This window comes from Paenibacillus durus (genome assembly GCF_000756615.1).
Classification (GTDB): Bacteria; Bacillota; Bacilli; order Paenibacillales; family Paenibacillaceae; genus Paenibacillus_AQ; species Paenibacillus_AQ durus.
In genome coordinates, this window is sequence record NZ_CP009288.1 from 4,066,578 (window position 1) to 4,080,314 (window position 13,737).

18 protein-coding genes are annotated in these 13,737 nt (G+C 51.9%); all 18 read right to left on the reverse strand.

Translation table 11 applies throughout. The annotated features are described in order from the left end of the window. Positions 1 to 46: 46 nt before the first annotated feature. Complete coding sequence (locus tag PDUR_RS17460; RefSeq protein WP_052410267.1) at positions 47 to 829, reverse strand: PDDEXK family nuclease; 783 nt, start codon at positions 827 to 829, stop codon at positions 47 to 49. 44 nt (positions 830 to 873) lie between these two features. After that, complete coding sequence (locus PDUR_RS17465) at positions 874 to 1,731, reverse strand: phage tail tape measure protein (protein ID WP_042207433.1); 858 nt, start codon at positions 1,729 to 1,731, stop codon at positions 874 to 876. A 24-nt stretch (positions 1,732 to 1,755) separates the two neighbouring features. Next, positions 1,756 to 1,980, reverse strand: a complete 225-nt coding sequence (locus PDUR_RS17470) for a hypothetical protein (protein ID WP_042207434.1) — start codon at positions 1,978 to 1,980, stop codon at positions 1,756 to 1,758. A gap of 77 nt (positions 1,981 to 2,057) precedes the next feature. Next, positions 2,058 to 2,510, reverse strand: a complete 453-nt coding sequence (locus PDUR_RS17475) for a hypothetical protein (RefSeq protein ID WP_042207435.1) — start codon at positions 2,508 to 2,510, stop codon at positions 2,058 to 2,060. 54 nt (positions 2,511 to 2,564) lie between these two features. After that, positions 2,565 to 3,095, reverse strand: a complete 531-nt coding sequence (locus PDUR_RS17480; RefSeq protein ID WP_042207436.1) for a hypothetical protein — start codon at positions 3,093 to 3,095, stop codon at positions 2,565 to 2,567. A gap of 53 nt (positions 3,096 to 3,148) precedes the next feature. Next, the gene (locus PDUR_RS17485; RefSeq protein ID WP_042207437.1) at positions 3,149 to 3,520 is read right to left on the reverse strand and encodes a minor capsid protein; all 372 of its coding nucleotides are present in this window, start codon (positions 3,518 to 3,520) and stop codon (positions 3,149 to 3,151) included. Beyond that, positions 3,498 to 3,929, reverse strand: coding sequence for a hypothetical protein (locus PDUR_RS17490; protein ID WP_052410268.1), 432 nt, complete (start codon positions 3,927 to 3,929; stop codon positions 3,498 to 3,500). Before PDUR_RS17490 ends, PDUR_RS17485 begins: the two co-directional genes overlap by 23 nt. Beyond that, positions 3,930 to 4,250, reverse strand: a complete 321-nt coding sequence (locus PDUR_RS17495; protein WP_042207439.1) for a hypothetical protein — start codon at positions 4,248 to 4,250, stop codon at positions 3,930 to 3,932. Further along, positions 4,250 to 4,633, reverse strand: a complete 384-nt coding sequence (locus PDUR_RS17500) for a hypothetical protein (protein ID WP_042207440.1) — start codon at positions 4,631 to 4,633, stop codon at positions 4,250 to 4,252. The genes PDUR_RS17495 and PDUR_RS17500 overlap by 1 nt, the downstream gene beginning before the upstream one ends. Before the next feature lie 14 nt (positions 4,634 to 4,647). After that, positions 4,648 to 4,866, reverse strand: a complete 219-nt coding sequence (locus tag PDUR_RS17505; RefSeq protein WP_042207441.1) for a hypothetical protein — start codon at positions 4,864 to 4,866, stop codon at positions 4,648 to 4,650. A gap of 19 nt (positions 4,867 to 4,885) precedes the next feature. Beyond that, entirely contained in the window at positions 4,886 to 5,812 is a 927-nt protein-coding gene (locus PDUR_RS17510) for a major capsid protein (RefSeq protein ID WP_042207442.1), read from the reverse strand. A gap of 67 nt (positions 5,813 to 5,879) precedes the next feature. Continuing rightward, a complete protein-coding gene (locus PDUR_RS17515) occupies positions 5,880 to 6,482 on the reverse strand; it encodes a phage scaffolding protein (protein ID WP_052410269.1) in 603 nt (200 codons plus the stop codon). A gap of 77 nt (positions 6,483 to 6,559) precedes the next feature. Then, the gene (locus tag PDUR_RS17520) at positions 6,560 to 7,396 is read right to left on the reverse strand and encodes a phage minor capsid protein (protein ID WP_042207443.1); all 837 of its coding nucleotides are present in this window, start codon (positions 7,394 to 7,396) and stop codon (positions 6,560 to 6,562) included. Beyond that, complete coding sequence (locus tag PDUR_RS17525) at positions 7,396 to 7,665, reverse strand: hypothetical protein (protein WP_042207444.1); 270 nt, start codon at positions 7,663 to 7,665, stop codon at positions 7,396 to 7,398. Before PDUR_RS17525 ends, PDUR_RS17520 begins: the two co-directional genes overlap by 1 nt. Next, positions 7,658 to 9,118 carry a phage portal protein gene (locus PDUR_RS17530; protein WP_052410270.1) on the reverse strand — a complete coding sequence of 487 codons (1,461 nt, stop codon included), beginning with the start codon at positions 9,116 to 9,118 and terminating at the stop codon, positions 7,658 to 7,660. Before PDUR_RS17530 ends, PDUR_RS17525 begins: the two co-directional genes overlap by 8 nt. 13 nt (positions 9,119 to 9,131) lie before the next feature. Further along, entirely contained in the window at positions 9,132 to 10,907 is a 1,776-nt protein-coding gene (terL, locus tag PDUR_RS17535) for a phage terminase large subunit (protein ID WP_052410271.1), read from the reverse strand. Between the two features lie 750 nt (positions 10,908 to 11,657). Continuing rightward, the gene (locus tag PDUR_RS17540) at positions 11,658 to 12,059 is read right to left on the reverse strand and encodes a hypothetical protein (protein ID WP_042207446.1); all 402 of its coding nucleotides are present in this window, start codon (positions 12,057 to 12,059) and stop codon (positions 11,658 to 11,660) included. Positions 12,060 to 12,839: 780 nt separating this feature from the next. Continuing rightward, positions 12,840 to 13,691 (reverse strand): helix-turn-helix domain-containing protein, encoded by an 852-nt coding sequence (locus tag PDUR_RS17545; RefSeq protein ID WP_052410272.1) that lies wholly within the window; start codon positions 13,689 to 13,691, stop codon positions 12,840 to 12,842. Positions 13,692 to 13,737: the final 46 nt, after the last annotated feature.

Below are 13,737 nucleotides of genomic sequence, written 5' to 3' on the forward strand. Positions count from 1 at the left end.
AGGACGTAGGGTACTCCGCCTAGTCGTTACACGTTCCCGTGATTTCTCAACAGGCTTCGCTCGGTATTGCCATACTATCTAATAAGTACGAGTTAATTAATTCGGGGATTTGATCAAACTTCCAATAAGGAATTCGCAACAGCGGTGTGCGGCTTCTGCTGCAATACTCATTCTTTATCCTATCGTTCCTCTTACGTGCTAGTAAGGCGGGTCTCCCTCCGAAAAAGTCTTTCTGCTCGAAGTGTTGTTCCCCGTCAAATTCAATCAAAAGGACGACGTGCCCCTCTCCAAACACCGCGAAATCGAAAGGCAGGGTGTTTATGTGTTTGCAGTCAGGAGTCCTGTACTCTCTTGCGAAAGTAACGTCAATGGACTCAAGATGCTTGCGAATCGCGTCCTCTCCTTTTGAGATTTTGCAGCCAGGACATCGACTTCCCTTTGAAAGAATATTATTAGGAGTCGCACTAAACGACGTCCCACATACTAGGTGTTTGACGGATACCTTAGTGCGTGAATTTACGTAGCTACTGAGTAGGACATAATCGTCTCCGAGGGCTTCCTGTATCCTGGCGTTCTGCTCTGCTGGGTCGCCTCTTCTCGCGTTAACTACTCGCTGCATAGTGCAGTCTGGGCAGCCGCCCTTACGTTCTTTGTACGCTGCTAAGAACCTGTGTGGGCTAATAAAAAACACTCTGCCGCATACAGAGTGTTTTGCTTGCATTTTAGTTTTGTTGTTTCTGTATTCCCCGAAGAATACGTATTCTCCACCGGTTAGTTCTTCAACTTCTCGGAAGAACTCATCCGTAGTTTTACGTTTCGTACTTACCATTATTCCTCCTAGATAGGTTAGGTTTCACCGAATTCACCTAGTTTTTATGCTGCGAGTTTCTTCGCAACCGGGCATTGCTGTTTACCCAGGTCTGATATATCCGCGTTCGAGTCAATCGACGCTTTCGCCAATACGTCAACTACGCGTCCTGTTTCTTCCGTCTCTAGCCGGAATCCGTTCAGTACGCTTGCCGCGATGCTGGCCGTCTGCGCGAGGTCCATCTGACCGGCGGCTGCGAGCGATAATACGCCAGGCAGCGCCGTCATAACGTCTTTCGTTTTAAATCCGGCTTGTGCGAGGAGAGCGGCCGCATCTGCCGCTTGACTCGCGCTAAATACCGTTGACGCTCCGAGTTGTATCGCTTGTTCCCGTAACTTCTCGAACTCGGCTCCGGTCGCCTGCGTAATCGCCTTAACCTTCGCCATCGCCTGCTCGAACGTCGCCGCCGTCTGGACGGACTTCGTAATAATCGCAGCCATCGCAACGGCAAGTCCGATATAGGCCGCGCCTAACGCTTTAACCTCGTTCGCTGTCCGGTTCGTGGCGAGTGCGTTCTTTTCGATTTCCTTAGCGACTTTATCGATCTCCGCTGCACTTGCCCCAAGCTTACGCATCTCGTCCGTAACGGCTGCGATTTGTTTACGGAGTAGTTCCGGGTTCGACCGGCGGAGAGCGTCGTTAATTCGCGTAATCTGAGCGGACGACGCACCAACGTCTTTGAGCGCCATATTCAAGCCCATAAACGATGCTTCCGCCTGGTGCGCGGAGTGTCCGAGTTCTGCAGCCTTCTTCTTTGCCTGCTCTACGCCAGCCGTGTATTGCGAAATGTCTGCGGTTATGACGGCCTTTATCGCTCCGACGTCTGTTGCTGCGGTATCTATCGTAATCACCTCTTCGGGCAAAAATAAGAGCGCCCGTTAAAGGCGCTATATTCCGAGTTTCATTTTCATTTTTAAACGGTCGAATCCGCTCTTATCGAACGCGGGTGTGTCCGCGACTTTATCGTAGCCGGCGCGCTTCTGCAGGGCGTCCGCATACTTTCGAAAATCCTCTACGCTGGTCGTCTGCGACATTACCGCGTTGTTCAGCGCTGCGAGCGTCTGCTGCGCCTGGTAACGGTCGGCTGCGTCGATCACGTCGAGAATGTCCATGACGTAGTAGCCGCGCTCAAACTCGATCTGCGTTTTGCCGAGCTTAATCGCGGCATCGATAAAAAACTGTTCCGCTGTTACTCCGCGCCCTGTTCCGCCGATTCCGCTGTTTTCGGTATTCCCAGGTTCAGGACGCCTTGCACGTTTTTTAGCATTTCTCCGAAGTTGTTGACGCTCGCCACCGCCGTTAAGTACGCCAGTATCTCGTCAACGGACGCGTTCTCGTCGATCCATTCCGTGTCAATTCCGGTCAGTACGGATACAACGCGCACGAAATCACCAAGCGACTGCTCTAGCGCCACAAGTGCGAAGGCTACACGCCGATCTGCTGGCGCGGAGATTACGCTAACCAACAGTTGCGGCAACGTTTGGATTGCGCCAAAAAGCTCCCGCCACTGTGCGATCGTAATTTTACGCACCTGGACCGTTTTAGGCTGCGCGCTATCTTCGCCGAAGACTACCGTATTTGGGAGGTTAGGCAGCGTCGGCAACGTAGCCCCTGCGCCTTTATCTGAACGCTTAAATAGCATTGTTTTCGCTCCTTATCGTAAAAAGTAAAGGCGAGCCGAAGCCCGCCCGTTAAATTACGGGGTAGCCGTAATCGTTTCGTCACCGAGGATCAGCACGACATCGCTGGCGTCTGGAGTAGACCGGAGCGTAACGTTCGTGATCCGTTCATTCTCGTTGTTGAAGCTGTAAGACAGGTCTGTTTCCGGATAAGCGAGCGGCAGCGTTGCCCAATAATTCGGGTCCGTTTTGTGGGCGATAGGCTTGATAATCGCCTTCTTCGCAGCATCTAACAGATTAAGGCCAACGCCAGTCTTAACGTTGATCTTCGTGTCTGTACCGTCAGTCACCGCTTCGGCCCCTACCATGATTTTCGAGATAACAGACAGCTCATACTCACCAAAGGGAATCGTTACGGATACATTACGGCCTGTGACACGCTTGCCTACGACAGTCTCACCGGTTTGGTCCGTCTTTTGTTCGCGGTACGACGTCTCGGTCGTGAGCACTACGCCACCGATCGTAGTTTCAAACGTGACCAGGTCAACGCCAGTTCCGAACTCGACGATTGCCGGGCCAAGCTCGATTTTCTCAATGTTTTGAGCCATGTATTAATTCCTCCTCAAATTATAAAAGGCCGCCCGTAATCGGACAGCCTCGTTTAAATTGTCGTTAACGTAAAGTTGAGCGAGTACATCGTACGTGCACTCTCGTCTTTACCGAGATACCACGGCGCACTTTGTTCCGCTAGGCACTTAACTACGCGCTGGCTCCCGACCGTAAACTCGGTCTTTCCGTGCAACGCTGCGTAAATCTCGTTCGCTTTCGTCTCGGCCGTTAGCGCTGACTTCGCACGAACAACGACTTGTACTGACGGATAGGATTTCGGAGTCCATTCGCTCGGGGCGCTACCTCCATTGATCCGCATAAAAGCGCAATCGTCCGGGTTAGCTGACGTGAACTCATTACCGACGAAGGTAAATCCGGGAATCAACGTACGAAGCAGCGCGTTAGTTTCCGCTATGGTCAGCACCTGCGCCACCTCCCCGCTTCATTCCGGCAATAAGCATCTTCCGGTAAAGTTTTGCGTTAACCCGAAGCGGTCGTGATAGGAATTTCGGACGAGTGCCGGGCGTGGTCGGATTCTTATACTCGCCCATTTCGTGGACGCGGAGCGCGTAGTTATACCGCTCACCCTTCGAGTCCGTTTCCGTAGCCGAATAGTAAACTTCGCCTGTTACCGTATCGCCCTCTACCGTTACGTCTTTGCCGGCCGTTGTGCGCAATGTACTCGACTTTAGCGGAGCCTCATCGCGCGAAACCGCAAGCAAATGGTCGGTAGCGTCGTGCATACCGGATATAGCCCCCGCCAGCAATTCCGCTTTGGACGCCGTCAGCTTTTTCGTAAACGCGCTAATGTCAAATTCGATTGTATTTGCCATCTATACGTTCACCTCCGTTAAGATTGGCTTTCCGTTGATCGCCCTTTTTACGCTTATTGCGATTGGCGTGTACGTTGTAGCCGCTCCTAATTCGTTGGTGTACGTGAGCTTATCGTTAATCGTGACCGTCGCGAGTCCGTCAAAAAGGAACTCGCCTACGCTTACGACCTCTTCCCCGTTCCTATCCCGGACAAGTTTTGTGCCTTCCTGAAAGCGGCAGCGAAGTTCGTAGTCGTCACCGTAAGTCGGCTCGTTATAGTCCGGATCGTACCCAGTAAGGGGCGAGATTACGGCAGTCTGCGGTAGTGGGATAATCGCCATTACAGGACCAACCTCCCGACCTTACGCGCGGGTAGGGTAACACCGTTAGCGTCCCCGACAATATCACGACACGCCTGCGGAATTAGATTCACGAGCTCGCGCTGGCCTTCCCGGAAAGTCGTCGAAGTAACGCCGCTTAATGACGTTGCTTGGACTCCCCGCTGTCCCGCGATCATTACATCGCTGTATACCGTAGCCAGAGCCGCAGCAAATTCGTAAACGGCATCGTCTGGAATCGTATATTTCGAGTAATAGCGGATTAAAGTACGCTCGGCCGCGTTTAACAGTCGTTGTCTTTTGGCTGCGTCTGATTCCGCCCATCCCTCGGTATCGATTACGTTCTCGGTGATATACGTATCTGCTGCGGTTACTGTTGTTGACATGCGCACACCTCCGTTTATTTACCGGAGGATTTTGCGGCAGTCTTACGCGGCTTTGGTGCCTTCACAGCGCTGACTTGCGGCTCCTCCGGCGAGATTTCTTCAAAAATATAGCCGTAGTCGTTAACGAGAATCTTGCGCAGACTCTCGTCTTCAACCACGGCCATACCGTTATTAAACTTAACTCCGAGCGTTATCCCGTCATAATTCGGGTTTGGCGTTTTGATAACGAACATCTGCACACCTCCCACTAAGTTAGGCAATGATACCGGACAGACGTGCAGCGGACTTTGGATCAAACATAGCGATGCCGCAATAAAACTCGACCAACGTTCTGTATGCGGTGCCGCTGTCCGTTAGTCCCAGGTCTTCGACTTGTACGCCGCCATTAGTGAGCCCGGACAAGAATTGATTAGCGCCGAATTTAACGGCATAAATAGAAGTCGTATTCACAGCGGAGCCCGTTGTCTCACCGTGTCCGATAATCTTGGCCCCGACTGCGTTCTCGCCAGCGTCGAAGATTGGAACATTGTTATACAAAGTAACAGGCTGCCCCATAGCATCAACGCTTTGCGCGTGAAATCCCAATTTCCGTGCGATAGAGTTGAGCTTAATCATGGTCTTGGAGTCCATGAAAAGTGCGTCGGCACGTCCGCGTGTTTGATAAATCAGGGCGTCTAGTGCCTCCAGGAAAATATGCACGTTGGCGTCGTCACTAATATCGAGCCCATTTGTAGCCGCTGTGAGCAACTGGTCCCCGGAAATCCTCTTCTTCAACCCGTTAAACGATTTTGAGTCTACAGCCACGTCCCCGTTGAAAAAAGTATCTTGGAACTTAAAGGCGGTAGCCTTGGCTTTCAGCCCAGTGTGTACGGCGCGGATGTCATTGAGGTTTGATTCCGTCTGTTGTTGGTATCTGTCCACGTCAGAAACGCCGCCGAGGATTACAAGGGTTTCAGACTCTCTCGCTACTGTACCGGTAGACTCTGTGTAAGACTCATTAACTCCACGAAATGCGACGTCAGGCAGCGTGTCCTCCCGGTTATAGGCGTACGCACTACCTTGATATTCGATAAACGGGAGCATCTGCAGGACTGGTGCGGATTGGACGAAGGTTGTAATTACGCCCTTCTGCAGTGCGTCTTGTGTCAGTTTTGCGGATTCCAAAAGTGTTAAAGCCATTGATTAATTCCCCCTATAATGTGTTATGAAATTAAAATAAAATAAGCAAGACGATTTCACCTGCTTATTACTTGCCCTGCTTCGAGTATGCGAGTGTTAGCATGTCGTGTGCGCTCATGCTGGATGTATCAATTTTGCTGCTTCCGCCGTTCGTATCTCCGCCAATCTGCCGCGATCCGCTCGACTGCTCCGTAAGATACGGTTTCGACTCAATCAGCGCCTTGATTACATCATGCATTCCGACCACATTACCGGTATCATCGACGGTCACTCCGGAAATGTCCGCCAGCTTGAACGCATCCTCGATCGCGTCCGGCCTAATTTTGTGGTCTGCGGAATGGGCCAGCGCCTTAAACTCCGCTTTTACTAAACGTTGATTCGCAGTCTCAAGCGCTTTGGAACGTGCTTCCTCCGCTACTTGCGCGCGTTGCTCCGCAGCTTCTTTCGCCGCATTAAGTTCAGCCTGCGTAGTTTCGAAACCAGCTAACCGCGCCTCGATATCGTCGTAGTCTTCGTGGCCTTTGCGATCTCTCGCCAAACGGTCGCGCACGATTGCGTCAAGTTCTTCCTGGGTAAACGTTTTTGGGTCTCCGCCTTCGTTGCCGCCGCCTCCCCCGCTTCCGTCATCTGCGTTGAAAAGTGGAAAATACTCGTTAGCAAATCGTTTCATCGTTAATTCCTCCCGTACTAGGCCCGTCGGCACAATTTCCGTAAAGTTTAACGTCATTCCACGTCTGGACGGGCGCTCTACTGCGCCAATAGCTGCGGATCGCGCACCGGTGATAAAACGTGCCGGCACTTCGGATGAAATAGTTCGCGCCTTGAAATGTCGCCAATATACGGATAGTCACCCGGAGCGCCCGGCGTCAACTTGACAATGCGCCCCTCCCAATTTCGGCAGGCATCCGTAGCTCCATGTCGGGATACCCTCGCATATAAAGCGCCGCGCCCGACCGCTTCGTTGATCGTAGCCTCACGATGTGCTGCGTTCATCTTCGTCCGGCTGACCATTTCGACGTAAACATCCGGTTTCCAGCGGCGGCCTGCGCTATCAATAATCCCGGTATCAATCGCGCTGCCGAGCGTCTGCCTCATCCGTTGCAGCATGTCCGCATTAAGCGTTCGCTGGCCGTTTACGCCTTTCGTCAAATTAGCGCGCAGTGATTCAGCGGTTGCCTGACGCACAGCTTGCTTAACGCGGCGCTCAACGTTTTGAGTAACCGCAAGCAAGTCCGCCTGTGTATCCGCAACGGCCGACGCTACAAATTCGCGGTTGATCCGATTAAACTTAGCAATCTTCTCCGCTTCCTCTACCGTCTCCGCTGCGCCTAAGTCTACGATAGCGCGGATAACTCCGTCGGTCGCCGCTTTGGGTACGTGTTTCTCGACCCATTCCGCCGACTCTTCGTTAAGCCCACGCAAAATAGCCGCAACCTCGGCGAGTGCGGCCTTCGCATTAGCGCGGGAGATTCCGGTTAGGTCCAGGCGCGACAGTTCGCCGGCGATCGCGAGCAGGGCGCCCTTAAACGCTTTAATGAGCAGGTTAACGTCGTAATCGTAGTCCGGATCGGGGATAACGGACATTACTCGTCAACCTCTTCGTACGTTAGCGCGAAGATATCCGGTTTGCATGGGTAAAACTCGCCCGACACGCCCTTAACGAGGTAGTCGCCTTCTGAGATTCGCATTTTCCCTTCTAATGTATCTATTTCTCCTTCGATTACCTCTCCGCCGTACTGACTCCACAAAGTAACCCGTCTGTCTCTAAAGTCTCTGGGGACACCTTCTCGAAAGTTTTCTTTCGTGAACTGCCACGCATCAATGACAACGGGCTTTTTCCTGAATTTAGGCAACTTGACCGCCTCCCTCCGCGTTAAATATCGTCGAGTCAACCGTTCCCATTGTCCGCTCTTCGTCCGCGTCAATCCGCGTGATAATCTCGGCCGCCTGCGCGTCGGTTACACCGTCAAGGCGCTTAATTGCGTCGTTCACGGCGAGAGTCGGCTTGCCTCCCGTACGAATCTGTGCGATTTCGGCTTGCTCACGCTCATCTGTCGGCAATCCATCCGCGAAAATAATGTGCGGCTTCGTCGGCGTGTACTCCGGTTTTGTTCGGGATTGCGCGTGCTCCAAAAGCTGCGCGATAAACAGCGCATCTGTTAGCGCCTTATCAAAATACTGACGTTTACGCGCGATCTTCGAAAGTAGCGGACCCATTCGGTACTTGACCGCAAGACCGGTCGCCCCGCTTGTGCCGGCGTTCTCTTTGCCGAGTGCGATCGGTGGCAATTCGGCGGTCGTTAGGAGCGTATCAATAAGCGTGTCCAACTCTTTAAAGGCAGAGTCGAGCTTTCCGTCCCAGGTAATATACTGCGGAACAACGTCGTGCTCGCCAACAACTTCAATAACTTTTGCGTAAGCAGCGCGCATCTGCGGAACACCGTCCGGCCCTTCTTCCAGAACACCTGCGGGCATTGTGAGAATCGGGTCGGCGTGCTTATCTAGGATCGCCGCTATTTGCGTTAACCTGTTATTGATCTCGTAGAATATGGCGGCGTGCTCCGTAATGTCGTCGACGCCTTCCCATGCGTCATCTAATGCGAAGTTCGGCGCGTGAATGACCAGGGGGAACGGAACACCTGTCTTGATAGGTTCGCTCGGCGCTTCTAATTCGTCTGTGATCTGCCACGTAAAAACCTCGCCATTAACGGTCGAAAGCGGAGTCATTGCGTATTTTGCGGTTATGATTGTGCCGGGTCCGTGTGTCTCAACGTGAAGCTCCCATTTAACCGAGTTTCCTTCGCTGACGCTTACCGGGACCGCGATATGATAGCGTGCGATCTTCTTTCGGTCTCCGGGAATCTCTTCCGGGAATACGTAAGCCGCATTTTGCGCTTCGATCATTACGCGGTACGGGTCTACAGACTCTGCTAAAACTCCGCGATATTCTTGCGCCCATTTCACCTTATAAAACGAGTCCCCACGGTAAGCATTCCCGTAAGCCATTTCGTAATTAGTTACGTTCAGCGCGTTATCTCTGACGATTCGCTCTACGGCTTGCTGTTCCGGAGAACCCTCTTCACCGGCTCCGTAGATCGGCGACTCACCGAACAGTAAGTCAGCCGCTTTCTTGCAGATAAGGTCCGCGTAATTCGCATAAATATAACGGCGGCCGTCCTGCTCGATTCGTTCGCTAATACGTTTAATTAGATCGGCGTTACTCGTTACTACGTCTCTATTTCCACGGTAACGCTTAACGCGGTCTTCATGCTCTTTTGGTGGGTACTGGCTCCCTACTTCAAACAACCGTATACCTCCTTTACAATCCTTTCGGCTTCCTGCTCCATGTGCGACCTCTTCTAGCTGCTCCTCCGGATGCTTCTACTGCACCAGCCAGGGCGTCCGGTAAGTCGTCGTGAGTTCCAGACGGGAACTGCTCCATTTGCTCGAATAAAAGTCGATGCGATTTATTAAAACGCAAAAAGCCGTTCTCCACGAGCGGCTCCAATGATTCAATGCGTATTTCTTTCTTTGTGCGGCTTACAACCGGCTTAACTCTCGTACTCCCGATGCGCTCCTTCTGCAGCCTCTCGCAAAGTTGACGGTACATATCGTGCTGTGCGCCTACTGTTTCAATCGCAAACGTCTTGTATCCGTAGTCACGAATAAATTCAACCGCCTGCTCTAACGCTATATGCGCGGGACATTTCCTGGCCCATGCTTCAAGCACGTACATAACGCCCGTCTGACGGTGCTTGCCGATCGTTACAATCGCGTTGTAGTCGGCCCGGCTGCTCTTGCCTTGCGCGATATCCCAAAACGCGTATACGTCCAGCGGAATCGGTTGGCCGTTTGAATCAAGCAAGTCGGATTCATCGTAATACCGGAACGTCTCCGGATTGAATATCGCTGATTCTTCGTCAATCGGATTGTTTTGGTACTCCGTGTTGAACGCTTTCGACCCGTTGTCCCATTTCCACGTCATTAGCTTCCAAAGCGGCTGAACTTCCGGCCATAATACGACCGCGCCGCGATCCATTTCGACGCGGTTTGCTTCGTAAAAAGCGAGTGCGTCTGATACCCGACCAGGATTGTCAGCGTTAAGGTAAATCTCGCGGCACTTATCCCACAGGTCCAATCGCTCAGGCTCGTCAATCAGCGCCTTGTATAACTTGGCGTTAAAGTCTGAACGCTTCATGACCGTTAGCAGTAACGACTCCGCATGTACGACCGTTCCCATATAAACAAATGCGGTCTTTTTACCTTTAGGATCGCCGAGCGGAATTACAGTCTGCGAAAACCAGTCCCGCATTTTCTGACGCAACTCCGGAGTAGCCGCGTTTGAGCGTATATCTTCCAAATCGTCGCAGATAATGAGGTCCGGGCGAACTCCGTCCCAGTTACGACCGCGTAAAGACTGATTCGTCGACGCCGCTTCAACTTTCGTTAACTGGTGCGGCCTTCCATCTGCCCCGGGCTCCCATGCGACGAACTCGTTAGAATTATCCTTTGGGTTTACATTCTTGTTAATATGCAATAATGGACCAAAATCACGCCGTAATTTCTCGTTTGACTTCAATTGGTTCGCAATCCACTCAAGATTCCCCGTAGAAACGGAAGGTGTCTCCGATATATTGATTATGTACTTGCGATGTCGATACGCAATCTCACGCGCAGGAAAAGCACGCGACAAATACGTTGACTTTGCGTGTGAACGGGGCGCGCCGCGCGCTACCTTTGCGTTAACGGTGCGCATAGACACGGTGTCCATTGTCTCGCATATCTCGCGGTGAAATTCCGGTGCTTCGGACACCTCCGTAATATCGAACCCGTCCCAATTGCCGGCGCTACCGGGATTGTGCGCTTCCGAAAAGTATTCGAGTGCGAAGTATAGCAAATCACTCTCCGCTCGGTGAATACGCGTCAACCGCTCATGCTCGTCCAGATATTGCGCGAGTTCCGCCTCTTCCTCAAGCGTTAATTCCGCTACTGACATCTCGCCGATAAGCGCGTCTATACTTGCGATTAGCTCCGCGCGCTCTTTCCGATCAAGCCAACGGTCATTTACCCATGCGATGGCCCTCCACCTCCTCATAAAAATAGCGCTGCTCTCACGAAAGGACAGCGCTTGATTATCGCTTAATATTGCCGTGAAATTAGCGTGTTTGGTCTGTAGGGGTACGAATACACTCCGGAAGCCGTACGCAGGCTAATTCGACGGTGATTCTATGCCAAAAATACGTGTAACTACGGCCGACGCATAACGTAGGTCTGTCCGTGTAAAGTTCAAAGTTAAATTTGATTCGCGGATTGTTCTGACGCTTGAAGGGGGCCGCGCGTAGGGGTGCGGGGGTGGCCGCCCCTCTCGCAAATACGTAATTCCGACCGCTAAATCGTACACTTTACGTTATACACCGTTTATGCGCATACTACTTCACAAAATACGCATTTGGCGGTCATATAAAATACCTTTACACCCACAAAAACCGCACCAAATCAACGTTTTTCGGCCGTTATATCGCGCTGCATAAACGCCTATTATGCGTTGAATATTCGTTACCATTTCCAGCGGATAAAGAACGTAGTAACGGCGCGGGTTTAGCGGTATTCACCGTTCTATTCCGCTTCCAGTTTATGCAGCGTATTTCCCGCGAATTGGAAACGGAGTATTCAGCGTTTATAAGGCGAAAATACGTTCGATTTCGTCTGATAGCGCAATTGCGTCAAAAGTTTTCGGAGGGCACGCGCCAGGAGCCCGCAGCAGGTGAAAAAGGCCGCATGTCAACCGAAGTCAAGCCGCAGCATCTGCGTTCCTTCATTATAGTGGGACGAAAACTGCCCCGCTTTACTCTTCTGTCTTAGCGCCGTCTTTCCGTGCTCGATACTCCGCAAGCTTACGTTCAAGGTCTGCGCGATCCAATGCGGTAGCGTCAGCGGTAATAACCTCAAACTGTTCCGTTAGCATTCCGTTAAGACCGAGTACCAACTTCGCAGCCGCAGCGTTCCTGTCCTGTACTGCTGCGTCAATCATAGCGTCAGTTACTTCCGGAATCCGGTCTAGCGTATTGCGTGTAATCTGGCGCTTTAACTCCCGTTCAAAAAGTGGGTCCTTGATCCAGTCGTACAAAGCCTGGCGTGTGACTCCCGCCTTCTCTCCGATCTCTGCCATCGTCAGGCCTCCGCGTCGTGGCAACGCGAGCCATTGCAGCGCGATAAGGTGGTGCGCTTCTAACCGTTTCAATGCCATCGTTAATTCCTCCCGTATTGTCGAATAAAAATAGCGCCCTCATCCGCTCAGGCAAAGCGGACGAAAGGCACCTGTCTATCGCTTCCTATGCGCCTGGATTAGCGCGCGTACTGCGATACCGTAACGAACACACCAGCGCAATAAAAAAGCGCCGCTCTCACGCTCAGGCAGGGCGTAAGAACGACGTATATTAGCGCTATATCCAACCGCCAGGCCAGCGCTTAAACGCGTATACTAACGCTAGATATAACGCAGGAAATACGCATATGAATACGACATTACCGAAGTCTATCCGCTCATCTACGTCTATACATAAACGTACGTAAGCGAACACTCCCGCTATAGCTAACGCGATATGAACGATACATAACGCTAACCATACGCAGTACATTACGCAATCAACTCCGTTTCTTTATCCGCGCTATTCTTTGTGTTTGCCTACATGAGATACTTCTTCGATTATGCTTCATGAATATGAGTGGGAAAGGTTTATGCTTAACTTCCTGCCGCAGCCCTTGGCCTTGCCCCTCCATCCGCTGGCGCGTATGTCGGAATATTAATTATCTGCGCACTCAATATCTCACAAGGGCCAGGCTTCTCGGCCCGAAGTGATATGTTTCGTATTCACCCGATTTATTTATTTCGTTATTGGACGTTATCTATAAGAGAAGAGAACATTTTGCCCAAAAAACGCTGAAAGCCGCGCCGCTCTAAGGCGGACACGACTTTTGAATGGTATCGATTTGATCACATAGACCCCCTCGAATGGTATCGATTTGATCACATAGCCTGCCGGAGTTGGTGCTGTTTGAACAGTCTCCGTACGAAATCCGTATACTCTACATCCTCTGTTTCCTTCCGATACATGACGTCAGGATGGACGATATAATTAACACTGCTGACCGATCGCGTCGATAGTATAACGCCCTTTGCCTGCAGGCTCGCAACTAGGCGAGACACTGTCTCCGGTTCGTGGCCGATCAATTCCGCCAGCCGTTCGCGCGTCAAATGCTCGATGTTGTTCTCGTTCTCCTCATCTGGATTGGCGCAAAGGTAGTACGTCGTGTAATGGAAATACGGAAGAATCTTGTAGAGCAGGCCGATTTCATTCAGGCCAAGGTCACGCGTAATCTCGTTAGCGTGGTACTGGTACAGCTTCGTGAACTTAACGCCGTCGTTAACGGTGCCGTACGTATGATACTCCGCATTGAACGAGTAGATATTCGTGCGGCCGTTCGTTTCCTTCGTTATTATTCCGAGCTCTTCTAAACGTCTGAGCAGCGCGATCGTGGCGGCCTTGCTGCGTCCGATAATACGCTGGATGTCCGTTTGCTTGAGCGGCTTTCCGTTCTCGATTAGGCGGCCCTCACCTTTGAATCGCAAGTACGGAAGCAACCGGATAAGCGCGCCCGCCTCCGTAAGAGACAGCGCCAGCGTCACGCTTCTGATCGCGTCATGGTAGCACGCCACCCAGCGCATGCCGGACCGCATTTCAATGGCACGAGACCTCTGTCGACGTTTGCGTCTGGCTTCCCGTTGTGCTGGCGTAGTGAACTCGTAGCCTTCCCCTTCCGGCAAAAAGCGACCTATCTCGCCTGTCTCCGGGTTAATCCCGATTGGCAGTACGCTCAAACTGACACCTCCCGATTAAATAGGCCGACCGACTCCGCCAGCCCGG

Bases quoted from the DNA above. Each gene is read 5' to 3' on its own strand.
- PDUR_RS17520 (WP_042207443.1), bottom strand. From the start codon at position 7,396: ATGTCCGTTATCCCCGATCCGGACTACGATTACGACGTTAACCTGCTC.
- PDUR_RS17515 (WP_052410269.1), bottom strand. From the start codon at position 6,482: ATGAAACGATTTGCTAACGAGTATTTTCCACTTTTCAACGCAGATGAC.
- terL (WP_052410271.1), bottom strand. From the start codon at position 10,907: ATGAGGAGGTGGAGGGCCATCGCATGGGTAAATGACCGTTGGCTTGAT.
- PDUR_RS17540 (WP_042207446.1), bottom strand. From the start codon at position 12,059: ATGGCATTGAAACGGTTAGAAGCGCACCACCTTATCGCGCTGCAATGG.
- PDUR_RS17510 (WP_042207442.1), bottom strand. From the start codon at position 5,812: ATGGCTTTAACACTTTTGGAATCCGCAAAACTGACACAAGACGCACTG.
- PDUR_RS17505 (WP_042207441.1), bottom strand. From the start codon at position 4,866: ATGTTCGTTATCAAAACGCCAAACCCGAATTATGACGGGATAACGCTC.
- PDUR_RS17495 (WP_042207439.1), bottom strand. From the start codon at position 4,250: ATGGCGATTATCCCACTACCGCAGACTGCCGTAATCTCGCCCCTTACT.
- PDUR_RS17460 (WP_052410267.1), bottom strand. From the start codon at position 829: ATGGTAAGTACGAAACGTAAAACTACGGATGAGTTCTTCCGAGAAGTT.
- PDUR_RS17480 (WP_042207436.1), bottom strand. From the start codon at position 3,095: ATGGCTCAAAACATTGAGAAAATCGAGCTTGGCCCGGCAATCGTCGAG.
- PDUR_RS17490 (WP_052410268.1), bottom strand. From the start codon at position 3,929: ATGGCAAATACAATCGAATTTGACATTAGCGCGTTTACGAAAAAGCTG.
- PDUR_RS17470 (WP_042207434.1), bottom strand. From the start codon at position 1,980: ATGGACATTCTCGACGTGATCGACGCAGCCGACCGTTACCAGGCGCAG.
- PDUR_RS17500 (WP_042207440.1), bottom strand. From the start codon at position 4,633: ATGTCAACAACAGTAACCGCAGCAGATACGTATATCACCGAGAACGTA.
- PDUR_RS17475 (WP_042207435.1), bottom strand. From the start codon at position 2,510: ATGCTATTTAAGCGTTCAGATAAAGGCGCAGGGGCTACGTTGCCGACG.